Annotated in this window: 24 protein-coding genes and 1 CRISPR repeat array; of the genes, 10 read left to right on the top strand and 14 right to left on the bottom strand. The window is 71.2% G+C overall.

The window, feature by feature from the left end; genetic code table 11:
- Positions 1–19: 19 nt before the first annotated feature.
- From ADX84_RS17545 to ADX84_RS17535, 4 genes are all read right to left on the bottom strand, one after another.
- On the bottom strand, positions 20–1,111 hold the full coding sequence (locus tag ADX84_RS17545; RefSeq protein ID WP_049575836.1) for a glycoside hydrolase family 5 protein: 1,092 nt from the start codon (positions 1,109–1,111) through the stop codon (positions 20–22).
- A 210-nt stretch (positions 1,112–1,321) separates the two neighbouring features.
- Complete coding sequence (locus ADX84_RS25630) at positions 1,322–1,507, bottom strand: hypothetical protein (protein WP_082206569.1); 186 nt, start codon at positions 1,505–1,507, stop codon at positions 1,322–1,324.
- Entirely contained in the window at positions 1,504–2,685 is a 1,182-nt protein-coding gene (locus ADX84_RS17540; protein WP_049575830.1) for an SDR family oxidoreductase, read from the bottom strand. Before ADX84_RS17540 ends, ADX84_RS25630 begins: the two co-directional genes overlap by 4 nt.
- Before the next feature lie 201 nt (positions 2,686–2,886).
- Positions 2,887–3,534: a VOC family protein gene (locus tag ADX84_RS17535; protein ID WP_049575825.1), complete on the bottom strand. Its 648-nt coding sequence runs from the start codon at positions 3,532–3,534 to the stop codon at positions 2,887–2,889.
- 122 nt (positions 3,535–3,656) lie between these two features.
- Here ADX84_RS17535 and ADX84_RS17530 point away from each other — a divergent pair, with 122 nt between their 5' ends.
- Positions 3,657–3,956 (top strand): DUF6506 family protein, encoded by a 300-nt coding sequence (locus tag ADX84_RS17530; protein ID WP_049575822.1) that lies wholly within the window; start codon positions 3,657–3,659, stop codon positions 3,954–3,956.
- 4 nt (positions 3,957–3,960) lie between these two features.
- On the opposite strand, the gene ADX84_RS17525 is transcribed toward ADX84_RS17530, so the two are convergent.
- The 3 genes from ADX84_RS17525 to ADX84_RS17515 form a co-directional block, all read right to left on the bottom strand.
- Positions 3,961–4,740 (bottom strand): endo alpha-1,4 polygalactosaminidase, encoded by a 780-nt coding sequence (locus ADX84_RS17525; RefSeq protein WP_156208118.1) that lies wholly within the window; start codon positions 4,738–4,740, stop codon positions 3,961–3,963.
- A 63-nt stretch (positions 4,741–4,803) separates the two neighbouring features.
- Positions 4,804–5,078: direct repeats of the CRISPR family, unit length 29 nt; unit sequence GGGTCCATCCCCGCGTGCGCGGGGAGCAG.
- A 136-nt stretch (positions 5,079–5,214) separates the two neighbouring features.
- Positions 5,215–6,390 (bottom strand): glycosyltransferase, encoded by a 1,176-nt coding sequence (locus ADX84_RS17520; RefSeq protein ID WP_049575819.1) that lies wholly within the window; start codon positions 6,388–6,390, stop codon positions 5,215–5,217.
- 159 nt (positions 6,391–6,549) lie between these two features.
- Positions 6,550–7,101, bottom strand: a complete 552-nt coding sequence (locus ADX84_RS17515) for a TetR/AcrR family transcriptional regulator (RefSeq protein WP_049575816.1) — start codon at positions 7,099–7,101, stop codon at positions 6,550–6,552.
- Positions 7,102–7,175: 74 nt separating this feature from the next.
- On the opposite strand from ADX84_RS17515, the gene ADX84_RS17510 reads away from it, so the two are divergent.
- Positions 7,176–7,577, top strand: a complete 402-nt coding sequence (locus ADX84_RS17510) for a nuclear transport factor 2 family protein (RefSeq protein WP_049575812.1) — start codon at positions 7,176–7,178, stop codon at positions 7,575–7,577.
- The gene (locus ADX84_RS17505; protein ID WP_082206568.1) at positions 7,574–7,849 is read left to right on the top strand and encodes a heavy-metal-associated domain-containing protein; all 276 of its coding nucleotides are present in this window, start codon (positions 7,574–7,576) and stop codon (positions 7,847–7,849) included. Before ADX84_RS17510 ends, ADX84_RS17505 begins: the two co-directional genes overlap by 4 nt.
- 34 nt (positions 7,850–7,883) lie before the next feature.
- On the opposite strand, the gene ADX84_RS17500 is transcribed toward ADX84_RS17505, so the two are convergent.
- Positions 7,884–8,882, bottom strand: coding sequence for a sigma-70 family RNA polymerase sigma factor (locus tag ADX84_RS17500; protein ID WP_049575808.1), 999 nt, complete (start codon positions 8,880–8,882; stop codon positions 7,884–7,886).
- 106 nt (positions 8,883–8,988) lie between these two features.
- On the bottom strand, positions 8,989–9,387 hold the full coding sequence (locus tag ADX84_RS17495) for a VOC family protein (RefSeq protein WP_049575804.1): 399 nt from the start codon (positions 9,385–9,387) through the stop codon (positions 8,989–8,991).
- A gap of 233 nt (positions 9,388–9,620) precedes the next feature.
- Here ADX84_RS17495 and mgrA point away from each other — a divergent pair, with 233 nt between their 5' ends.
- Positions 9,621–10,616, top strand: a complete 996-nt coding sequence (gene mgrA / locus ADX84_RS17490; RefSeq protein WP_049575801.1) for an L-glyceraldehyde 3-phosphate reductase — start codon at positions 9,621–9,623, stop codon at positions 10,614–10,616.
- Between the two features lie 159 nt (positions 10,617–10,775).
- Here mgrA and ADX84_RS17485 read toward each other — a convergent pair whose 3' ends face one another.
- Positions 10,776–12,017 (bottom strand): MFS transporter, encoded by a 1,242-nt coding sequence (locus ADX84_RS17485; protein WP_049575797.1) that lies wholly within the window; start codon positions 12,015–12,017, stop codon positions 10,776–10,778.
- 63 nt (positions 12,018–12,080) lie between these two features.
- Complete coding sequence (locus ADX84_RS17480) at positions 12,081–12,464, bottom strand: VOC family protein (RefSeq protein WP_049575882.1); 384 nt, start codon at positions 12,462–12,464, stop codon at positions 12,081–12,083.
- Between the two features lie 233 nt (positions 12,465–12,697).
- Here ADX84_RS17480 and ADX84_RS17475 point away from each other — a divergent pair, with 233 nt between their 5' ends.
- Entirely contained in the window at positions 12,698–13,747 is a 1,050-nt protein-coding gene (locus ADX84_RS17475) for an NAD(P)-dependent alcohol dehydrogenase (protein ID WP_049575794.1), read from the top strand.
- A 52-nt stretch (positions 13,748–13,799) separates the two neighbouring features.
- On the opposite strand, the gene ADX84_RS17470 is transcribed toward ADX84_RS17475, so the two are convergent.
- The gene (locus tag ADX84_RS17470; protein WP_049575791.1) at positions 13,800–14,354 is read right to left on the bottom strand and encodes a CGNR zinc finger domain-containing protein; all 555 of its coding nucleotides are present in this window, start codon (positions 14,352–14,354) and stop codon (positions 13,800–13,802) included.
- A gap of 185 nt (positions 14,355–14,539) precedes the next feature.
- Here ADX84_RS17470 and ADX84_RS17465 point away from each other — a divergent pair, with 185 nt between their 5' ends.
- From ADX84_RS17465 to ADX84_RS17445, 5 genes are all read left to right on the top strand, one after another.
- On the top strand, positions 14,540–14,992 hold the full coding sequence (locus ADX84_RS17465; RefSeq protein WP_049575788.1) for a VOC family protein: 453 nt from the start codon (positions 14,540–14,542) through the stop codon (positions 14,990–14,992).
- Positions 14,993–15,085: 93 nt separating this feature from the next.
- Complete coding sequence (locus ADX84_RS17460; RefSeq protein WP_049575783.1) at positions 15,086–16,000, top strand: pyridoxamine 5'-phosphate oxidase family protein; 915 nt, start codon at positions 15,086–15,088, stop codon at positions 15,998–16,000.
- A complete protein-coding gene (locus ADX84_RS17455; protein WP_049575777.1) occupies positions 15,997–16,194 on the top strand; it encodes a ferredoxin in 198 nt (65 codons plus the stop codon). Before ADX84_RS17460 ends, ADX84_RS17455 begins: the two co-directional genes overlap by 4 nt.
- A gap of 20 nt (positions 16,195–16,214) precedes the next feature.
- Complete coding sequence (locus tag ADX84_RS17450) at positions 16,215–17,417, top strand: NAD(P)/FAD-dependent oxidoreductase (protein WP_234004045.1); 1,203 nt, start codon at positions 16,215–16,217, stop codon at positions 17,415–17,417.
- A gap of 135 nt (positions 17,418–17,552) precedes the next feature.
- Complete coding sequence (locus ADX84_RS17445; RefSeq protein ID WP_049575768.1) at positions 17,553–18,338, top strand: SDR family oxidoreductase; 786 nt, start codon at positions 17,553–17,555, stop codon at positions 18,336–18,338.
- Positions 18,339–18,401: 63 nt separating this feature from the next.
- Here ADX84_RS17445 and ADX84_RS17440 read toward each other — a convergent pair whose 3' ends face one another.
- Both ADX84_RS17440 and ADX84_RS17435 read right to left on the bottom strand, forming a co-directional pair.
- Positions 18,402–19,298 (bottom strand): VOC family protein, encoded by an 897-nt coding sequence (locus ADX84_RS17440; RefSeq protein ID WP_049575763.1) that lies wholly within the window; start codon positions 19,296–19,298, stop codon positions 18,402–18,404.
- Entirely contained in the window at positions 19,295–19,975 is a 681-nt protein-coding gene (locus ADX84_RS17435; protein ID WP_049575760.1) for a class II aldolase/adducin family protein, read from the bottom strand. The genes ADX84_RS17440 and ADX84_RS17435 overlap by 4 nt, the downstream gene beginning before the upstream one ends.
- Between the last annotated feature and the right edge of the window lie 50 nt (positions 19,976–20,025).

Here is a 20,025-nt window from a genome sequence, read left to right as displayed (position 1 = left end):
CTCCGGGACCCGGCCGGGGTCAGGCGGACAGACCGCTGGTGCGGATCTGGTCGCGGATCCACTCCCCCGCGGGCTTCAGCGAGTCGGTGCCGGTGAACGGCCCGCCGGCGTTGCAGGTACCGGTCTCGAAGACGGCTCCGGAACGGAAGTCGTCCGAGAAGTTCCAGTTCACCCAGCTGATCTGTTCCTGGGCCATGAAGTCGAGGTAGGCCTGGGCGGAGGCGAAGTCGTTGGGGCCGTCGCCGGTGTGCTCCTGGGTGCCGAACTCGGTGACGAACAGGGGCAGTTCCTGGGCTGCCTCACGGAAGACGTCGAAGTGCCCGCCGCTGTGCGAGGCGGCGTAGAAGTGGTAGACGTACATGATGTTGTCGGCGTCCACCGGGTTGTCGACGATCTCGGAGTGGTCGGAGCCCTCCGAGACGCCCAGCGAGGACCAGGCCCGGGTGCCGACCAGCACGACCGCCTCGGGGTCCTGCGCCCGGATCACCGGGATGACCTCCTCGGAGTAGCCCTTCACCGAGTTCCAGGAGACCCCGTTGGGCTCGTTGGCGATCTCGTAGAGGACGTTGTCCTTGTCGGCGTGCTCGGCGGCGATCTCGGCGAAGAACTCCTTCGCGCGGTCGGTGTTGTGGTTCGGGTCGCCGGGCGTGAGCATGTGCCAGTCGACGATCACGTAGAGGCCGCGCTCGCTGCCCTCCTCGATCAGCTCGTGCACGCGGTCGGTGAAGCCGCGCGGGTCGGTCTCGTAGCCGCCCTCCTGGATGTACATGGACACCCGCAGCACGTCGGCGCGCCAGTCCTGGGCCAGGGCGTCGAGCGAGGCGTCGGTCAGACACTGGTCGTACCACTGGAGTCCGTGGGAGCTCATGCCGGTGAGCTGGATCGGCTGACCGCTCTCGTCGCAGAGCTTGAGGCCGCACACCTGGAGCTGCCCGTGCTCCTCGACGGCGTTGAGCGCGGTCTGGTCGGAGACGGGGGTGGCGTCGTCCGTGGAGACGCCGGGGAAGAGGGCGGCGCCCACTAGGAGCGCTCCCATGGTGGCGATTCCCAAAGCCCTGAAGGGGTGTCTGCGGGGGGCTCCGAGAACGGGGGTGGTGCGGTGACGCGCCATGCGAGGACCTCCGGCGGGGTGCGGACCGGCCGCGCGAGGGGGTTCACGCGGCCCGTATCCGGAAGGAGTGTTACCAGAAGAAGCTAGGCTCCGGTCGCTCAGACGTCAAGGGCGGTGACGCCCGGTGACCAAACGTGGGGCGCACCTCGTCGGTGCGCCCCACGGGCCACGAGGGCTGGACGGACACCGTCCAGGAGGGGCCCGGCCCGCTCAGGCGGGTTCGGGCTGCGGCTCGGGCCCTGGCGGTTCGGGAACCGGCTCCGGCTCGGGGATCGGGCTCGGCTCCGGCGGAACCGGCTCGGGCGGCATCGGCGCCGGCGGGAAGGGGTCCGGCGGCATGGGGTCGGGTTGGCGTTGCGTCGGGCCACCGCCCGCGCCCTTGGGGTTCGCGCTCATGGGGTGTCCTCCTCTTCGTTGGACCGTTGGGAGTCTCGGTTCCGTTCGTCGCGCTGTTCGTCGGCTCGCGAACGCTGGTTCATCCGGTGGCCCGCCCGTTCGTTGAGCACGGTGACGGCGCCGACCACCCGTCCGAGCCTGCTCTCGCCCGCCTCCGAACCGGGGCGCTCCTCCACGTGCTCCGGGGCGTCGGGCAGCAGCCGGCCCACCACGCGCATCGCCTCCTGGGTGAGCCCGGGCGCGATCCCGCGCACCGCCAAGCCGACCCGGGTGATGGGGGAGATCACGAGGAACCCCTGGCGCCGGGCCGTGGCGTGCACGATGCGCCGGGCGGCGTGTTCGGCGCTCACGCTCAACAGGGGCAGTCCGGCGGCCAGCGCGAACCACGCGTACTCGCGTTCCGGATCACCGCTGAAGACCACGCCCCGGTGCGACCCGGTGCGCATCAGCCCCGGAACCACGGTGGTGACGCGCACGCCGGTGCCCGCGGTCTCGGCCGCCATGCCCTCCGACAGCGCCGCCCAGGCGTGCTTGGCGGTCGAGTAGGGCAGCAGGTGAGGGACGGACAGGTAGGCGCCGATCGAGGTGATGTTGACGATGGTGCCCCGAGTGCGGCGCAGGCGGTCGACGGCCGCCCGGGACAGGTGGAACGGGCCCCAGAACATGACGTCCATGGCCTGCCGGAAGTGGTCGTCCGTGAGGGTCTCCTGGGGGCCGACCCGCATGATCCCGGCCGAGTTGACCACGGCGTCCAGGCGCCCGAAGTGCCGTTCCGCCTCGTCGAGCAGGCCCTCGATCGCTCCCGGGTCGGTGACGTCGCAGGCCACGCCGTGGGCGCGCACGCCCCTGCCAGCGAGTTCGGAGACGGCGCGGTCCAGCCCCTCCTGCCCGCGCGCGCAGATCACCACGGAGGCACCGCTGGCCCCGAACTCGCGGGCCAACTGGAGGCCGAGCCCCCGGGAGCCGCCGGTGATCAGCACGACCTTGCCGTTCATCAGTCCCGACCGGCGGCGTTCGGACAGCGCGGACGCGCCGACACCGAGTGCGGCTCCGGCGGCGCCCCAGACGAGGAGTTCGAGTCCGTCACGGGGAGGGGGCTCGGGAGTTCGCGCGCGGCGGGCCCGGGTCCACGCCCATCGGAGCCCGGCGATCGCGAGGGGCGCCTTCCAGCCAGTCACCGTGCGCCCTCCGAGCCCTCACGGTCGGCGGGCGAGTGTTGACCCTGCGGCATGTGCTCCCCTGTTCTTCGGATACTGCTGTGTGGGGGATGTGGATGCTGCGGTACCCGACATGCGGGGCCCGAAAACGAGGGCTGGGAAGAGATGGGGAAATCCGGAAGTCCGTGTTGGGGGACGACCGGCGAGAATGGGCGGGGGTCGTCAGCGCAGGACGAACACGCCTCGCGGGCCGCGCAGGTCGGCCTCCAACAGTGGTCGGGGGCCCTCGCGAAGGTCCAGGTCCACACCCAGCGCGCCCAGTGCCGGAGCCAGCGACGCGGGCTCGGGGTGCTCCGCGCGCAGGGCGAGGAGTTCGAGCGCGGGCAGGTCTCCCAGTCCGGGCTGCGGGGTCCCACCCCAGTCGATCAGGAACGGCACCGGTGCCGGGTAGGAGTCGGGTTCCCGCTTGGCCAGCAGCCAGCGGAGCACCGTCCCGTCGGGGGTGGTCCTGGACCACGGGTCCACGTCACCGGGATCGTGGCCCACTGCGCGGGCCCGCTCGACGGCGGACTCCAGGTCCTGCCCGACCCGCACGGCGAAGGTCGCCAGGTGCGGACGGTCCAGGTCGGCCAGACCGAACACGCGCACCGGTCCCGGATCCTCCCTTTCGGGGTCGGGCCCGACGATCTCCAGGTAGTGGGGTGCGGGCCGACCGTCCACGGTCAGCGCCACCAGGGCGTTGGCCGACCCCACCGGGTGCGCTCCGCCGCGCGCGGGCGTCACCCCGGTGCGCCGGGCGAAGTCGGTGACCGCCTCACCCAGATCGGGCACGGCGTACACGAGGTGGTCCAGCGTGCTCGGGAAAGCCATCCGACACTCCTTGTCTGCCGGGGCCAGGGGACGGCCCAGAGCGAAGTATGGCACCCGGGACCCTCGGGAGCGGCGAACCTGCCCCTTGACCTCAACCAGGCTTGAGTTCCTAGGGTGACGGCATGAGCATGACTTGGGCTTACCTGTACGAGCACCCCGAGACCGACCCGATGAGGGACCGCACCGAGATCGATCGTGCCGGTCAACGCACGATCCTGGTTCCGGTGGCGGACCAGGAGGCGGCACCGGCGATCGCCGCGACCCTGGCGACCGACGGAGTGCGGCTGATCGAACTCTGCGGCGGCTTCACCCTGGAGGCCGCCGCCCGAGTGCGCGCGAATCTGCCCGACCACGTGGCCGTGGGTCACGTGGCCTTCTCCGCCGAGTCCCTCAGGGCAGCCGCCGACTTCAGCGAGTCCTAGGGGTTCAGCAGCGCGCGTGGACGTGGTCGGCCTCGTCGGGTCCGACCAGGTCGAGGTCCCGCAGGATGGTCCGGGACGGAAGGTCCGGGTCCGAGCACACCTGCTCGAAGTTGGCCCCGACCTCCTCCAGGTCCTCGGGGTACTCGATGTCGAGCACGTCGTCTCCGTAGGCGTCCGTGTAGACGGAGCACTCCGACCAGGCGGCGCAGGACTCGGTGACGGCGAAGTCGAACCCGGCCTCGTCCCTGCCGCGTTCGGCCTCCTCCGCCGCGTTCTTCTGGGCGGCCGCGAGCCCGCGCTCGTGCGCCGACGCGACGAGGTCCCCGGCCAGAGCCAGGTTGTCGTCAACGCTCAGGGCACCCCCGGAGCGCAGGTAGGAGTCCAGGTTGTCGAACTCCACAGCGTCGAACCCCGCCTGCGCGCACCCGTTGACGGTCTCGGCGAGGATTTCCGTGATCCGCTCCCGCTTGTCGTCCGTGGAGGTGTCCAGGAGCATCTCGTCCGGCCAACCCGGGTCGGCGACCGGTTCTCCGTCGCCGTCCAGCAACACCAGGCCCGCGTCCAACCATGAGTCCAGTTCCCCGGGCTGGGTCTGGAAGCCGTTGACGTAACAGACCGAGTAGATGCCCGGTTCCGGTTCGGCCGTGGCGTCGCGCACCACGATGGTGGCCCCTTCGGGCGGCGGGTAGGCCTCACCCAACTGGTAGTCGAACCCGCCCTCCGGCAGGGCCTCCGACTCCCCTGCCTGCGCCCCGCATCCCGCGAGCAGAACCGCGACCCCCACCGCGCACCAACCCCGACCGCCCACAACATCCCCCAGCTTCTTAGACCCCACCAGTCAAGCAGGCTGTTCATCCCCACGTGCGCGGGGAGTCAGGGTGACGAGATCGCCACTGCGGGCCACATGCGGGGTCCATCCCCGCGTGCGCGGGAAGCAGTTGAGGTCGGGGTTGACCAGGCTGTACGCCTTGGGTCCATCCCCGCGTGCGCGGGGAGCAGGATGCAGCGGTCAAGGGCGTCGTGCAACTCGCTGGGTCCATCCCCGCGTGCGCGGGGAGCAGGGCTTGGCCGCCCCCACCCATGGCGTGGGCTGGGGTCCATCCCCGCGTGCGCGGGGAGCAGACTTTATGACCAGGGAACTTACCAGTGACAAGGGGTCGTTTTTCCAACTTCTCGAAAGTTGGATACTGGTGATTTCCCTGGCCATAAGTGATTCCATGACACGAATGGGGCCATCTCCGTGGAGATGACTCCGAGGTCAGTTGGCGGCAGCGAGGAGGACGTCTACGAGGCGTTCGGCGGCGTCGGGCAGGCCCTTGGAGCGGGCCTGGGAAGCGATGGCGTTACGGGTGGCCGGGTCGGCGAGCAAAGGCTCCACCGCCGCTTGGAGGTTCGCGGGGTTGACCTCGCCGAGGAGGGCGACGGCCGCCCCGGACTCCTGGAGGTGGCGGGCGTTGTGCGCCTGCTCGTTACCGGCGGAGGAGGCCAGCGGGATGAAGACCGCAGCCTTGCCCAGGGCAGTGAGTTCGGCGATGGTGCCCGCGCCGCTGCGGGAGATCACCACGTCGGCGAGGGCCAGGACATCCGGGAGCTCGGGGCCGACGAAGGCGGTCAGGTGGTAGCGCCGCGCCAACTCGGGGTCCAGGCCACGGGCGCTCTCACGCAGTTCCTCGACGTTGTTCGCACCACACTGGTGGACGACGTTGGCCCTGCCGAGCAGCCACGGCAGGATGTCGCGGACGTTCGTGTTGATCTGGGCCGAACCCTGGGCGCCGCCGGTCACGTAGACGGTGGGCAGCTCCGGGTCGTGGCCCTCGAAGCCCAGACCCTTGGCGGCCAGGTGCGGCTGGCCGGTGAGGACCTCGGGGCGCACCGGGTTGCCCGTCACCACGGCGGTGTCCTGGGAACCCTCGGGCAGGAGGGCGACCGAGGACTGCGCGGACACGGCGATCTGGGCTCCGGCACGGGCGAGGACCTTGTTGGCCAGTCCGAGTCGGACGGTCTGCTCGTGGACCACGAGGGGGCGGCGACACATGCGGGCGGCCAGGCCGACGGGGACGGCGACGTAGCCGCCTGTGGCCAGCACCACGTCGGGGGCGAAGTCGGAGACCAGCGACCGAGCCTGCGCCACGCCTCGGGGGACGTTGGTCATGTCCTTGACGTTGGCCGGGGAGACCATCTTGATCGGGTTCTTGGACCGGCGGATCTTGCCGGTCGCCACCGACTCGAAGGCGATGCCGTTGCTCGTGGCCACACGCTGCTCGAGGCTGTCCCCCGCGCCCACCCACAGCACCTCGAGGGAGTGGCCGGTCGACTCCAGGCGGGCCCGCAGGGCGTTGACCGCGGTCAGTGCGGGGTAGGTGTGGCCGCCCGTCCCCCCTCCGGTCACGATGAGGCGCAGGTCCCGGGGCGATCGGTCATGGGTGCTGTTCACACGGTTCCCATCTGGCTGCCCGCGGTGGTCCCGCGGGTGGGAGAAATGGTCAGAAGGAGGGCCGCGCACTGACACGGCCCATGAGCACGGTAGTCGCGTTCGGGAGCCCTTTGTGCCAGTGGGCGGGCTGAATCGGGGTGAATCGGACTGGGCCGCTGGTCACAGATGCCGTTGGTGGCCGACGACACGGAGAAGCGTGGTGCGCCTCGACCGGTGGGTCTCCTCTTCGCCCAGGTCGGCTTCGGCGTGCCCGACGGCGATGACGACCGAGACCAGCCAGTCGGTCGAGAGGGCGTCGTCGAACTCGCCGTCGCGCTGCCCCCTGCTGATCAACCTTCTGAGCCGCTCGGCCACCGGTGCGTGCCGCTCGCCCTCCGAGGTGGTGTCGGACCAGAGCGCCAGCTGGGGGTACCTGCCGAGGGTGCGCGCGGCGGCGTCCACCAGGCGCAGCAGGGCGTCAGCGGCGGGCCCGGAGTCGAGGTCGGCGGCGTCCATCGCGGCCAGGGCCTCCTCCGTGATCCGGTCGAGCACCGCCGAGTGGAGCTGGGATCGCGACGGGAAGTGCGCGTAGACCGTCTGGCGCGTGACCCCGGCCTCGGCCGCGACGGCGTCCATCCTCGCCTCCGGGAGGAGGCGGATCGCGGCTTCGAGGATCGCGGCTCGGCTGCGCTGGGCGTCGGCCCGGCGGTTCGGGGCTGGAACTGGGGACATTTCTTACACCTTGTCGAACTTGATCGCCTGGCATATCTTACAGCGTGTCAGGATTGTGGAATCAGGGAGGAACAGTGGGCCCCTTCGAGGGCGCGGACCCCGCAGGGTTCATCGTGGGATTCTGCGGCGACTTCGAGCGAGCGGTCACCGACACCGAGGAGGACCTCGCCACGATCGTCGACCGCTTCCACACACCGGACATGGAGCAGACCAACGACGGTCTGCGCATGGACCAGAGCAGGCTCATCACGCACCTGCGACCCATCCGTAAGAACAGGCCCAGCTCCCGGTTGGAGGTGCACGAGGCCACCAGCGACGGGGACCTGCTCACCGCCCGCTACACCATGCACGTGACGATGAAGCGGAAGGCGTTCTCGATCGACGTGCACTTCTTCGGGAGGTTCGCGCCGGACGGTCGACTGCGCGAGGCCCACTCGCTCACCCGCATGGAGAAGAACGCCGAGGCCCCGACATGATCGAACGAACCTACACCGTGGTCGGCATGGCCTGCGGGCACTGTGCGGATCTCGTGTCCGAGGCGCTGGAGGGCGTCGACGGCGTCCTCTCGGTCTCCGTGGAGGTCGAGCTGGACCGCGTGACCGTGAGCAGCGAGCGGGAACCGGGGTTCGCCGAGGTCCGCGCGGCAGTGGAGGAGGCCGGTTACGAGCTCGCCGGACCGTTGGACGCTCCTGGTTTCGGACGCCCGGCGCACCCGGACACAGGAGCCACCGGGACCTCGAACGACTGAGAGGGCTCCCCCGGTCCTGAAGCACCTGGCAGAGTCAGTTGCGGGCCAGGACCGCGGGCAGGGCGAACAGGCGGAACAGCCCGGTGTCGAAGAAGACCGCGCAGTGTCTGACCCCCTCCGCCGCCAGGGTCAGCGCGTGGACTCCGAACGCTCGGTACGAGCCGTCCTGCGCTCGGAGGTACATGCCGAAGGCGGGACGCCCGTTGGCCGAGGTCGGCACCATGGCCAGGTCACCGGGGCCCCGGGCCGGACAGTGCGCGTCGATGAGGCGCCCGATGTTCTCGGCTCCGTGCACCCAGGTGGCGAACGGAGGCATCTCGAAGGCCGCCTCGGCGGTGAACAGCTCGGTGAGCGCTCTGATGTCGTAGGACTCGAAGGCGGCGACGTAGCGGTCGAGGATCTCGCGCTGGTCGGACCGGGGTTCGGGGACGGAGTCCTCCTCGGGGGTGACCCGCCCCAGCTGGGCGCGGGCCCGTTGCAGGAGGCTGTTCACGGCCGGGACCGAGGTGTCGAGGATCTGGGCGACCTCGGCGGCGCTGAACCGGAGCACGTCGCGCAGGATGAGCACGGCGCGCTGCCGGGGCTGGAGGTACTGGAGCGCCGCGACCAGGGCGAGCCGCACACTCTCCCGGGACGCCACCACGGCGCCCGGGTCACCGGTGTCGTCGGGGCCGCCCAGAACGTCCGGCATCGGTTCGAGCCAGGGCAGGTCGGAACGCTCGGCGAGCGCTCCCCCGGGCGTGTCCGTGGGACCGCCGAGCCCGGTGGGAAGTGGGCGCCGACCGCGTCTTTCCAGGGCCGTGAGGCAGGCCGTGGTCGCGATCCGGTGCAGCCAGGTGCGCAGGCTGGACCGGCCCTCGAAGCGGTCGTAGCCCTTCCAGGCGCGCAGGTAGGTCTCCTGGAGCAGGTCCTCGGCGTCGTGCGCCGAGCCGAGCATGCGGTAGCAGTGCGCGTACAGCTCCCGCCGGTAGGGAGCAACGAGTCGCTCGAACTCCTGGTCGGTGACGGTCGTGTGTTTCACCACGGCCGTCACGCTACGCCTCACCCACGACAGAACGCACTGACCAGTGGCGTTCCTTTGTGAACTCTTCGCCTTCGCACTGCCTGGGCCCACCGGAACGGCGCGCCCGGGCCGATCGTCACTGGCCGAAGTCGCCGCGTTCCATGGCGGCGAGGTGCTCCTCGCTCATCTGGATGATCTGCACGTAGTTGCCGTCCGGGTCCTTCGCGGTGGCGAAGAGGCTGCCGTCCCGGTCCTCCAGCGGCGCCACCCACTCCGTCCCGCGCTCGTCCATGAGGGCGGCGACGGCGCGGGCGTCCCCGACGTCGAAGTTGAGGATCATCCGGGTGGGGTCGGCCGTCCTTGCGCCGATGTCGTCGCGCTGGTCGATCAACAGGTGGAAGGTGCCGAAACGGAGCACCCGGTACTGGTCCATCGTGTCGTTGTCTGCGGGGTCCAGGACGGCCGCGTACCAGTCGCGCAGGCGGTCCGGGTCGGCACTGGCGAGCAGCATGCTGTCCAGGTTGGGGCGTTTCATGGGTTCCTCCGATGGTGTGCGGTCGTTCCCCTTCACCCGTACTGACCAGGCCGGGCGTGGATAGTCATCGGCCTCCTCTGGCCTTCTTCCGGCCCCGCAGGATCGGCCCGGACGGATCCTCCAGGCGGACTTGTCGGCGGTCGACTCGGGGCTGTGGACAACCGTCGCGGGAGGGGAGGACGTGCCAGAATGTGGCCGAGTGACCCTTTCCCACCAGCCATGAGGGACCCACCATGACCTACGTCGCCGCACCCACGCGCTACGACACCATGCCCTACCGACGCTGTGGCCGCAGTGGCCTGCGTCTGCCCGCCCTCTCACTGGGGCTCTGGCACAACTTCGGCGGGGACCGTGGGCTGGAGACGCAGCGCGACATCCTGTTGCGCGCCTTCGACCTGGGTGTCGTCCACTTCGACCTGGCCAACAACTACGGTCCGCCGCCCGGTTCGGCCGAGGAGAACTTCGGCCGCGTGGTGGCCTCGGACCTGCGCCGGTACCGGCACGAGTTCGTCGTGTCGACCAAGGCCGGGCACCTGATGTGGCCGGGCCCGTACGGCGAGTGGGGTTCACGCAAGGGGCTGCTGGCCAGCCTGGACCAGAGCCTGGAGCGGATGGGCCTGGACCACGTGGACGTGTTCTACTCGCACCGGCCCGATCCGGACACGCCCCTGGAGGAGACCATGGGGGCGTTGGACACGGCGGTGCGACAGGGCAAGGCGCTGTACGCCGGGGTGTCCAACTACTCTCCGGAGCAGACCCTGGAGGCCGCGCACATCCTGCGCGAGATGGGCACCCCGATGCTCATCCACCAGCCCTCGTACTCGATGTTCAACCGGTGGGTCGAGAACGGGCTGCTGGACGTCCTGGACGAGGTGGGTGCGGGATCGATCGCGTACTCCCCCCTGGCCCAGGGGCTGCTGACCGACCGGTACCTGGACGGGGTCCCGGAGGGTTCGCGGGCCGCCGGAGCGAGCCCGTTCCTGAGCAGGGCCGGCATCACCGACACCCTTCTGGACCGGGTCAGAGGTCTGAACGGCATCGCCGAGCGACGCGGGCAGACCCTGGCCCAGATGGCGCTGGCCTGGGTGCTGCGCGGCGGCCGGGTGACCTCCGCCGTGGTGGGCGCGAGCAGCGTGGCGCAGTTGGAGGACAACGTGGCCGCCATCGGCAACCTGGAGTTCTCCACCGAGGAGCTCGCCGCGATCGACGGGTACGCCCCGGTCGAGTAGCGGGCGTTCGACGCATCAGACGGGCGTGGGTCACCAACGCCGGGTTGGGACACCCCGCGAGGGGTCGCGTGCGGGACGCTTCGAACCCTGAGGCGTCCGTGGAGCGCGGGCGGCGGACACCCGCCAACGCGTGCGCGGCTGGTCGGCCAGCCTGGGGTATCAGGCTGGGCTGGCTGGTCGGCCCCCTCGAGGCAGGAGGAACCCGGCCAGGGCCATCACCACCGCGGCGGCCAGAAGCGCCGCCCGGGCGTCCACCAGGCTGGCCACCACTCCCCCGACCAGAATGAACAGCGGCTGCGAGACCGTCGTGGCGAAGGCCCAGAGCGTGGCCACCCTGGACATCAGGGCGTCCGGGGTCTCCAGCTGCCGGTACCCGGCCATCGCCGAGTTGGCCGCGGCGGCGAACACCAGGAGCAGACCGAACCCCGTCCCGCACATCAGCAGGCCCAACGGGCCGGGGACCGCGAAGGGGATGAGGAAGTACCAGGGGCCGCGCAGCAGGGAGGCCCACCGCAGGGTGCGCAACGTGCCCAGCCTCCGCACCAGCAGGGGCACGAGGCGCGCCCCCAGCAGCCCACCGAGCGAGGGCACCCCCATGAGGAGCCCGTACTCGAACGCGCTGAAGCCCAGGTCGCGCATGTAGAACACGGCGGTCAGCGGGGCCGCCATGGAGGATGCCCCGGCGAACAGGATCCAGCCGAGCAGGATCGGCCTCAGGGTGGGATGGCCCCAGACGAAACCGAGCCCGGCGAAGAGCTCCTCACGCCGTGAGGCGCCCTCCCCTCGCGCGGGACGCGCGGGCGGGGTGGGCTCGGGCTCACGGATGGTCCGGACGGCCAGGGCGCCGAACAGGTAGCCCAGGGTGGTGGCCACCAGTGCGCCGACCGCCGACAACGCGGCGATCAGCGCACCGGCGAGGGCCGGGCCAAGGGAGATGCCCAGCCACCGCGTGGATTCGAGGCGGCTGTTGGCGTCGATGACCCCGGACGGTGAGACCAGGGACTTCAGGTGGGCCTGCGACGCCCCTGTGAAGGCGATGGCGCAGACGGCGTTGACGGCCGCGACCGCGCACAGGTGGGTGTAGGTGAGTGCGCCGAGCGCGTGGGCGGCGGGAAGGCTGGCCAGGGTGGCGGCCCGGAGGAGGTCGCCGCCGATCATGACCGGGCGTTTGCGCGTGTACTCGACGACACGGCCGATGTGGAGGGCGACCAGAACGGTGGTCAGCGCGGTGATCCCGGCCAGGAGTGACACCTGCCAGGCGGCAGCGTCCAATACGACGACGGCGATGACGGGCAGGGCCACCATGCCGACGGCCGATCCGAACTGGCTGACCGCAGCACCGGCCCAGAGGCGGCGGAAGTCGCGGTGTCCGCCGACACCGTCGATACGGGGGGAGGGCATCCGGCCGATGGTACCGGCGCCGTTCCTCCCCCTTGCGGGGTGCGGGACCGTCCCGCGCGTGGACTACTCCTGAATGAGTCCGATGACGTTGCCAGCCGGATCGGTGAACCAGGCCACGAGTGGTGTGCCGCCACGGACGACGCCCTTCTCGTCCTGGTCGAAGTCGTCGTACCGGAGCATGGTGATCCCCCGGTCGACCAGTCCGTCCACGGCGGCGTCGATGTCGTCCACGGTCAGGTTGAGGACGGTGAACACGGCGGGCCGGTGGTCGGGTTTCGGGTAGACGAGGATGGCGCGGTCGTTGCCGAGGTCGATCTCCAACAGGCCGTACTCCTCCATGCCGGGTACGTCCCTGACGGCGAGGCCGAGGGTGTCACCGTAGAAGGCGCGGGCGGTATCGGTGTCGGGAACCGCGAAGGAGCCGAAGGCCCTGGTGCTGTCGAACATGGTGTCCTCCCTGAGCATCGCTGTGTTCTCACCCGTACTGACCCTGGGCGTTCCCGCGACTCACCGGGAGGATCGGTGAATCGGGGTCAAACAATGCGGACGGTTCCGTGCACGCCCCTTGGGTGACGTGCGTGTCGCCCGGTGTTAGCTTCGCGTGGACTACCGGGCACGGCAGTGTCCTGTCCTCGGTGCCCCCGAACGGGCGCCGCGCCTCACGCGGGGGGAGACCGCACATGCGCGCAGTGGTGTTCGAGAACTACGAGGTGTTCCCCTCACTCACCGACGTTCCCACCCCCGAACCAGGACCCGGGGAGGTCCTCCTGCGGGTCGCGGGCGCGGGCGCGTGCCACTCCGACATCAGCGTGTACCGCCTGTTCAAGGAGGGGCAGCCGGGGGCGCAGAAGCCGCCGTTCGTCCTGGGGCACGAGAACGCGGGCTGGGTGGAGGCCGTCGGCAGCGCGGTGAGCAAACGGGTCCGGGTGGGCGAGGCCTACCTCGTGTACGGCCCGATCGGCTGCCAGCACTGCCGCAAGTGTGCCGCGGGCCTGGAGACCTACTGCGAGAACGTGGCCACCATGCCCTACATGGCGGTGGGTCTGGGCCGTGACGGCGGGATGGCCGAGTACATGACCGTGCCCGAGCGGCACCTCATCCCGTTGGGTGACGCCGACCCCGTGGCCGCCGCGCCGCTGGCCGACGCCGGACTGACCCCGTACCACGCGATCAGGGCCGCCCTTCCGCACCTGGGCGGCGGGGGCCGGTACGCGCTGGTGATCGGCCTGGGCGGGCTCGGGCAGATCGGCGTGCAGATCCTGCGCGCGCTGACCGGGGCCACGGTGATCGCCACCGATGTCAAGGAGGAGGCCCGCGCCCGGGCGGAGGCCAACGGAGCGATCACGGTCGAGGCCGGGGAGGGGCAGGTGGAGCGGATCAGGGAGCTCACCGGGGGCCGGGGCGTGGACGCGGTCTTCGACTTCGTCGGCGCGGGGCCGACCGTGTCGACCGCGGCCGCGTCCGTGGCCCAGGGTGGCCGGGTGAGCATCGTGGGTATCGCGGGTGGCACCCACGAGTTCTCGTTCTTCACCAATCCGTACGAGTCGTACCTGACCAACACCTACTGGGGTTCGGTGGCCGAACTCTGGGAGGTGGTGGACATGTACCGGGCGGGCCAGATCCGCCCGGACGTCGAGCGGTTCTCCATGGACGACGCCCTGGAGGCGTACCGGAGGCTGGAGGCGGGCGACATCAGCGGCCGCGCGGTCGTGGTGCCCAACGAGAGCTGACGGGCCGTCGCGCCCCCGGTGCCGTTACGGGCCATGGGGCGGGGCTACGTGATCAGGCCGTCCGGCCCGCCCGTTCCCGGGCGTGGTGCCGGGCGGCCTTCGCGCGGTTACCGCAGCCCGACATGGAGCACCAGCGGCGGGTGCCGTTCTTCGAGGTGTCGAAGAAGTGCAGGACGCAGGCGGGGTTGGCGCAGCCTCGGATGCGGTCGGGTCGTGCGCGCAGGTCGAGGAAGTCGGCGGCAGCGGTCCAGGCGGGACCCCACTCCGGGGCGTCGAACTCCACGGTGCTGGCGGAGTGCCCCTCGGAGAGGAGACGGATCACCCTGCCGTGCGCGAGGACGGCGTTGAGGTCCGCGGTGGCGTGGGGTTCTCCGGGGTCGTCCAGCAGACGCGCGAGCGCGTCCCGGGCGTGCAGGAGGTGGCCCAACGTCTGGGGCCCGGCCTCGAAGCGGGGCGCGAGATCGCTCTCGCGCAGCCACTGGGCCAGGCCGTCGAGGGTGTCGAGCAGGTCGTGAGGGACCCCGCCATCGATCCACCGGGTGTTGACCAGGTCCACGGAGACGGGCTCCCTGAGGAGCGGGCGCCGTCGCGGTGACTCGTCGGGCATCGGTCCTCCTCTCCGTCTCGGTGTCGTCGGCCTCCGCCGCCGCGGGGGATGGGCCGGATACTACCAAGCCCGCTCGCCTAACCCTTCAAATTCACTTGAGCGGTTGACGCTCCACATTCTAACCCCTAAAGTCCCTTTCGAAGGTTAAAGACAGGGGCAACGCCCCCGACCGAGAGAGGTGCGCCATGGCGCCGAGCACGATCCGGACCGGACACGTCGGTCTGAACGTCACCGACATCCAGTGCTCACGCGACTTCTACGTGCGCGTCTTCGGGTTCGAGGTCCTGGGAGAGGGCGGTGAGTGGGAACGCGAGTACGTCTTCCTCGGCCGCGAGGGACGCCTGGTCCTCACTCTCTGGCAGCAGAGCGGTGAGGGCTTCCGGCGGGACACCGCCGGACTGCACCACCTGTCCTTCGAGGTGGCGACGGTCGAGGAGGTACGCCGAGCCGAGGCGGACCTCCTGGAGATCGCGGTGGACTTCGCCTACGAAGGCGTGGTCCCCCACGGTGAGGGTTCCTCCTCCGGCGGGATCTTCTTCCACGACCCCGACGGCATCCGCCTGGAGATCTACGCGCCCGCCGGGGCCGAGGACGCGACGACCCCCGTCTCCGCCGCCCCCACCTGTGGCTTCTTCTAGCCCCGCACCTTCCCAGCCCGCTGTCCGAACCCCCGAACGAGTTGCGGCGCCCCAGCGGAGGCGCCGCACCGGGTCCCGGAAGGAAGAACGGAAATGGCCACCTACCACGCGGGAGAGAGCGCGGTCCAGCGCAGATCCTCCCTCGCCGACCAGGCCGCCCTCGCCGCAGGCGCGATCCACGACGCGATCCCCGACGTCGCGGCGGACTTCCTCTCCACCCAGCGGTGGCTCGTCGTGGGCGCGGCAGACACCCGGGGTCGGATGTGGTGTTCCCTGCTCACCGGGGCGCCCGGCTTCCTGGGTGTCCATGACGGACGCAGACTCGACATCGGGGCCCTGCCCCGCCCCGACGACCCCCTGACCGACGTGCTCGGCCGGGGCCCCGCGACGGTCGGCGCCCTCGCCCTGGAACCCGGCACCCGGCGGCGCATGAGGATCAACGGCAGGACCACCCCTTGGCCCGGTGAGGACGGGCTGCGGATGAGGACCTCACAGGTCTTCGCCAACTGCCCCAAGTACATCCAGAGGCGGTCACCGATCCCGACCCCGCGCGCCAGCCAGCCCGCCGTCGAGAGCGATCGGCTCACCGAGGCCCAGTTGGACCTGGTCGGTCGTAGCGACACCTTCTTCGTCGCCACCACCGACGGCTCCGCGGGCGCCGACGCCAACCACCGTGGCGGGGCTCCCGGTTTCCTGAGGGCCCACTCCCCCACCCTGCTCAGCTGGCCCGACTATGTGGGCAACGCCATGTTCACCACCCTGGGCAATCTCTGGCTGGACCCTCGGGCCGGTCTCCTGGTCCCGGACTGGGAGAGCGGCGGTCTGCTCCAGGTCACGGGGAAGGCCCGGGTGGTCTGGGGCGCGGAGCCCGGCGAGCGCACGGTCGAGTTCTCCGTCGACCGCGTCGTCTCGGTCCCCTCGGGAGGTCTGCTCGCCGAAGGCCCTCCCCAGTACTCGAAGTTCAACCCGCCGGTCACCCCGGCCCGACCGAAGGAGACCCACCGATGAGGGTCCACGTCGACACCGCGCGGTGTGAGAGCCACGGCCAGTGCGTCTTCGCCGCACCCGACGTCTTCGCGTTCGACGACGACGAGGAGCTGCTCTACCAGCCCTCGCCCGACCCCGAACGGGGCCCGGCCGTCGAACGGGCCGTGGTCAGCTGCCCCGTCCGTGCCATCACGCTCGACGGCGCCAGCGGATGAGGCGCCCACGATCAGTGGTCGTGGTGGGGGCCGGCCTGGCCGGGCTCCGCGCCTCGGTCGCCCTGCGGGGGCGCGGGTTCGACGGGGACCTCACCGTGGTGGGCGAGGAGCCCCACGGCCCCTACGACCGACCCGGCCTGTCCAAGGAGGTCCTGACCGGCCACCGGGCCGCCAACGACACCGACCTGCCGGTCCCGTCCGATCTGGACGCCCGGTGGCTCCTGGGCCGCCGCGCGGTCGGTCTGGAGCGAGCCGGGCGACGGCTGCGCCTCGACGACGGAACCGACCTGGGTTACGACGGCCTGGTGATCGCCACCGGGGCGGCCGCCCGCCCGTGGCCCGGTCCCGGATCGCTGCCCGGATCGGGGATCCACACGCTGCGTGGACGCGGGGACGCCCTGCGTCTGCGCCACGCTCTGGCGCAGGGCGAGCCACTCCTGGTCGTCGGCGCCGGTTTCCTCGGCTCGGAGGTGGCCTCGGCCGCACGCACCCTGAACGTGCCGGTGACCCTGGTGGGTTCGGCCCGCCAGCCCATGGAGCGCGCGGTCGGTCCCGTGGTGGGCTCGGTGCTCGCGGGCGCCCAGACGGCTGCCGGGGTGGACCTGCGGCTCGGCACGACGGTGACGCGTTTCGTCGGTCGGCGCACGCTCCAGGGCGCCGTGCTCTCCGACGGGAGCCGAATCAGGGCACGCACGGCGCTGCTGGCGCTGGGCGCGCGCCCCAACACCGGATGGCTCCGGGGTTCGGGGCTGCTCCTGAGCGAAGGGGCCGCCCGCGGGGTGGCCCGCGACCGTCGGGGTCGCGCCCTGACGGTGGACGCGGGCCCGGTGCCGGACATCGTGGTGGTGGGCGACGCGGCCGCGACCCCTCATCCACTGCCAGGGGACGGGTCCCCGACGCACCTGAGCATCGGCCACTGGAGCGAGGCCGTCGACCACGCCGACACGGTCGCGGCCGCGCTGCTCGGCCATGAGGATCCGGGAGACCACCCCGTACCCTCCTTCTGGTCCGACCAGTTCGGTCTGCGCATCCGGTCGGTGGGGCTACCCGGGCTCGCCGACCTGACCCGGGTCCACGAGCACGATCCGGACCACTCCCGGTTGGAGGTTTCCTACCACCTGGGGCGGCGGTTCGTGGGAGCGCTGACGGTGAACCGCACCTCGCGTCTGGCCGCCCACCGTGAACGGATCAGCCGGGAATGGCGACGGATCACCTCTGTGTAGCCCCCTCGGCACTCCGGGTCCACCGTCACCGCCCTCGACGCTGCCCCAGCCCCCACTGACCAGGCCCCGCGTGTCCCAGGTCTCCCCGGTACTGCCAAGATGCCGTCAGCAGTCGTAGGAAGTCTGAGGAGAACAATGGATCTGGGAATCGCTGGGAAGGTCGCGCTCGTGACCGCGGCCAGCTCCGGACTGGGCCGCGCGATGGCAGTCGCGCTGGCCGCCGAAGGGGTCCGGGTCGCGGTGACCGGCCGTAACGAGGAGCGTCTCGACGAGACGGTCGCGGCCTGCCGCGCCCACGGGGTGGACGCCGTCGGAATCGCGTGGGACCTGGCCGACCACGGGCGCGCGGGTGAGGTCGTGACCCGCGTCGTCGACGAACTGGGCCCGGTCGACATCCTGGTCAACAACACCGGCGGCCCGCCGCCCACCCCCGCGCTCGGTCAGGACCCGGCGCTGTGGGAGAGCATGTACGCCGCGATGGTGCTCCCGGTGATCGGCCTGACCGACGCCGTGGTCGGCGGTATGCGTGAGCGCGGCTGGGGACGGATCATCACCAGCACGTCGGGCGGGCCGATCACGCCCATCCCGAACCTGGGGGTGTCCAACACCCTGCGTGCCTCGCTGCACTCCTGGTCCAAGACGGTCGCCAACGAGGTGGCCGCCGACGGGGTGACCGCCAACGTCATCGTCCCGGGCCGCATCGCCACCCCGCGCGTGGCGTCGCTGGACCGCGCCCGCGCCGAGCGGGAGGGTACGTCGCTGGAGGAGACCCAGGCCAAGGGCCGGGCCACGGTCCCGGCGGGCCGCTACGGCGACCCGGAGGAGTACGGCGCGGTGGCCGCGTTCCTGGCCAGCAGGCAGGCCGCCTACGTCAACGGTTCGATCGTCCGGGTCGACGGCGGCCAGATCCCGTCGGTCTGAGTCCGGAACGGACGGGAGGCGGGGGCGGTGTACGGCTGCCCCGTCTCCCGTCCGTCGGGCGGGTCAGTCGGACAGCGCGATGCTGTCCGACGACACCTGGTGCTGGGTGCTCACCCGCTTGTTCTCCCCGAGCCACATGTCGATGGCGCCCGGCTCGTTGAGGTCGAACCAGCGGGGCTGCCAGTCCTCGTTCTCGGGGATGCGCCGCACCCCGAAGGAGTACTCGTAGGTCAGGCCCTCCGGCCCCTTGAAGTACAGGAAGATCGCGGTGGACTGCGGGTGGCGGCCCGGCCCCTGCTCGATCTCCACACCCTTGCTCTTGAGGAAGTTCCAGGAGCGCATGACGTCGTCGATGGACTCCACCTGGAAGTTGATGTGGCACAGCCCGGGGCGCTCACCGTGGAAGACCGCCAGCTTGTGGTGCACCGGGTCGATGCGCATCAGGCAGGCGACGTCGCTCACCCAGTCCGAGACCCTCGCGTTGAAGGTGCCGGTCCAGAACCGTCCGGCCTCGTAGATGTCGGGGGCGTCGAAGCAGATGTGCCCGAACTCGGTGATCCCGGCCGGACGCGAGAAGGCGACCGGGGTGGTCAGGTGGGTCTGACCGACGACCAGGTCGATCCGGTTGCCGAAGGGGTCCTCGAAGGTCAGGTAGTCGTGGACCCTCCGGGACCGCGCGCCCTCCTTGCTGCCGCGCCGCACAGGCAGACCGGCGGCCTCGAGTTCGGTCTCGGCGTCGGCGAGCGCGTCGAGGTCGGAGACGGTGAACCCGGAGCTGATCACCCCGGACTCCCCCTCGACGAAGGCCAGGCAGTGGTGGCGGTGGTCCACCCGCAGGTAGGCGATCCCGTCCTGTTCCTGGACCAGCTCCATGCCGACGACGTCGGTGGCGAAGTCGACGGCGGCGCGAAGGTCGGCTGCGCCGGAGCGCACGTAGGCGATGTCCTTGAGTTCGATCATGGTCGCGTGGATCTCCTTTGGGGGGTTTCCTCGTTGGCGAGGTACAGCCAGATGCGCGAGCACAGCTCCGGCGCCACCTCGCGCCAGGCCCGCTGTTCGTCCTCGGCCAGGGGGCGGGCGGTTCCGGCGGCGGAGGCCGTGGCGTTCATGAGGGCGGAGCGTTCCAGCACCCACATCAGGGCGACCGCCTCCGCGACCGAGCCGCCGACCGTGACGGCCCCGTTCCCGCGCATCAGGACCGCCGGGCCCCGGCCGAGGTCGCGGGCGAGCCGTGCGGCGTGCTCGGGGTCGCGGACCAGTCTGGGGTCCTCGTGTACCGGGACGCGGGGCCCCAGGAAGGAGCCCTGCCCGTGCAGGGGGACGAGGGGCACCCCGGCGGAGGCGAGAGCGGTCGCCGTGGGCGGCTGGGCCCGGCAGATCGCCCCGACGTCGGGGCGTGCGCGGACGATGGCGCGGTGGATCCACCCCTCCTTCGGCAGGGAGGGGCTGAGTGTGGCGGCGGTGGGGTCGAAGGGCCGGACGTCATCGGGGGTGAGGGTGCCGAGGGGGACACCCCGGGTCATGGCCCAACCACCGTCGCGGGTCCGGGTCGAGACGTGGCCGAAGGCGTCGACCAGGCCGTGGCGGGCCAGGGTGGTCCCGGCCGCGATCAGTGCTTCGGTCGTCGTGGGGTCCACGGGGTCTCCTGGGGAGGCGGTTCGGGGGTACGCGCGGTGGCGCCGGAGGG

This window comes from Nocardiopsis sp. SBT366, from assembly GCF_001083815.1.
Taxonomy (GTDB): Bacteria; Actinomycetota; Actinomycetes; order Streptosporangiales; family Streptosporangiaceae; genus Nocardiopsis; species Nocardiopsis prasina.
This window is presented reverse-complemented; position numbering and strand designations above follow the sequence as displayed.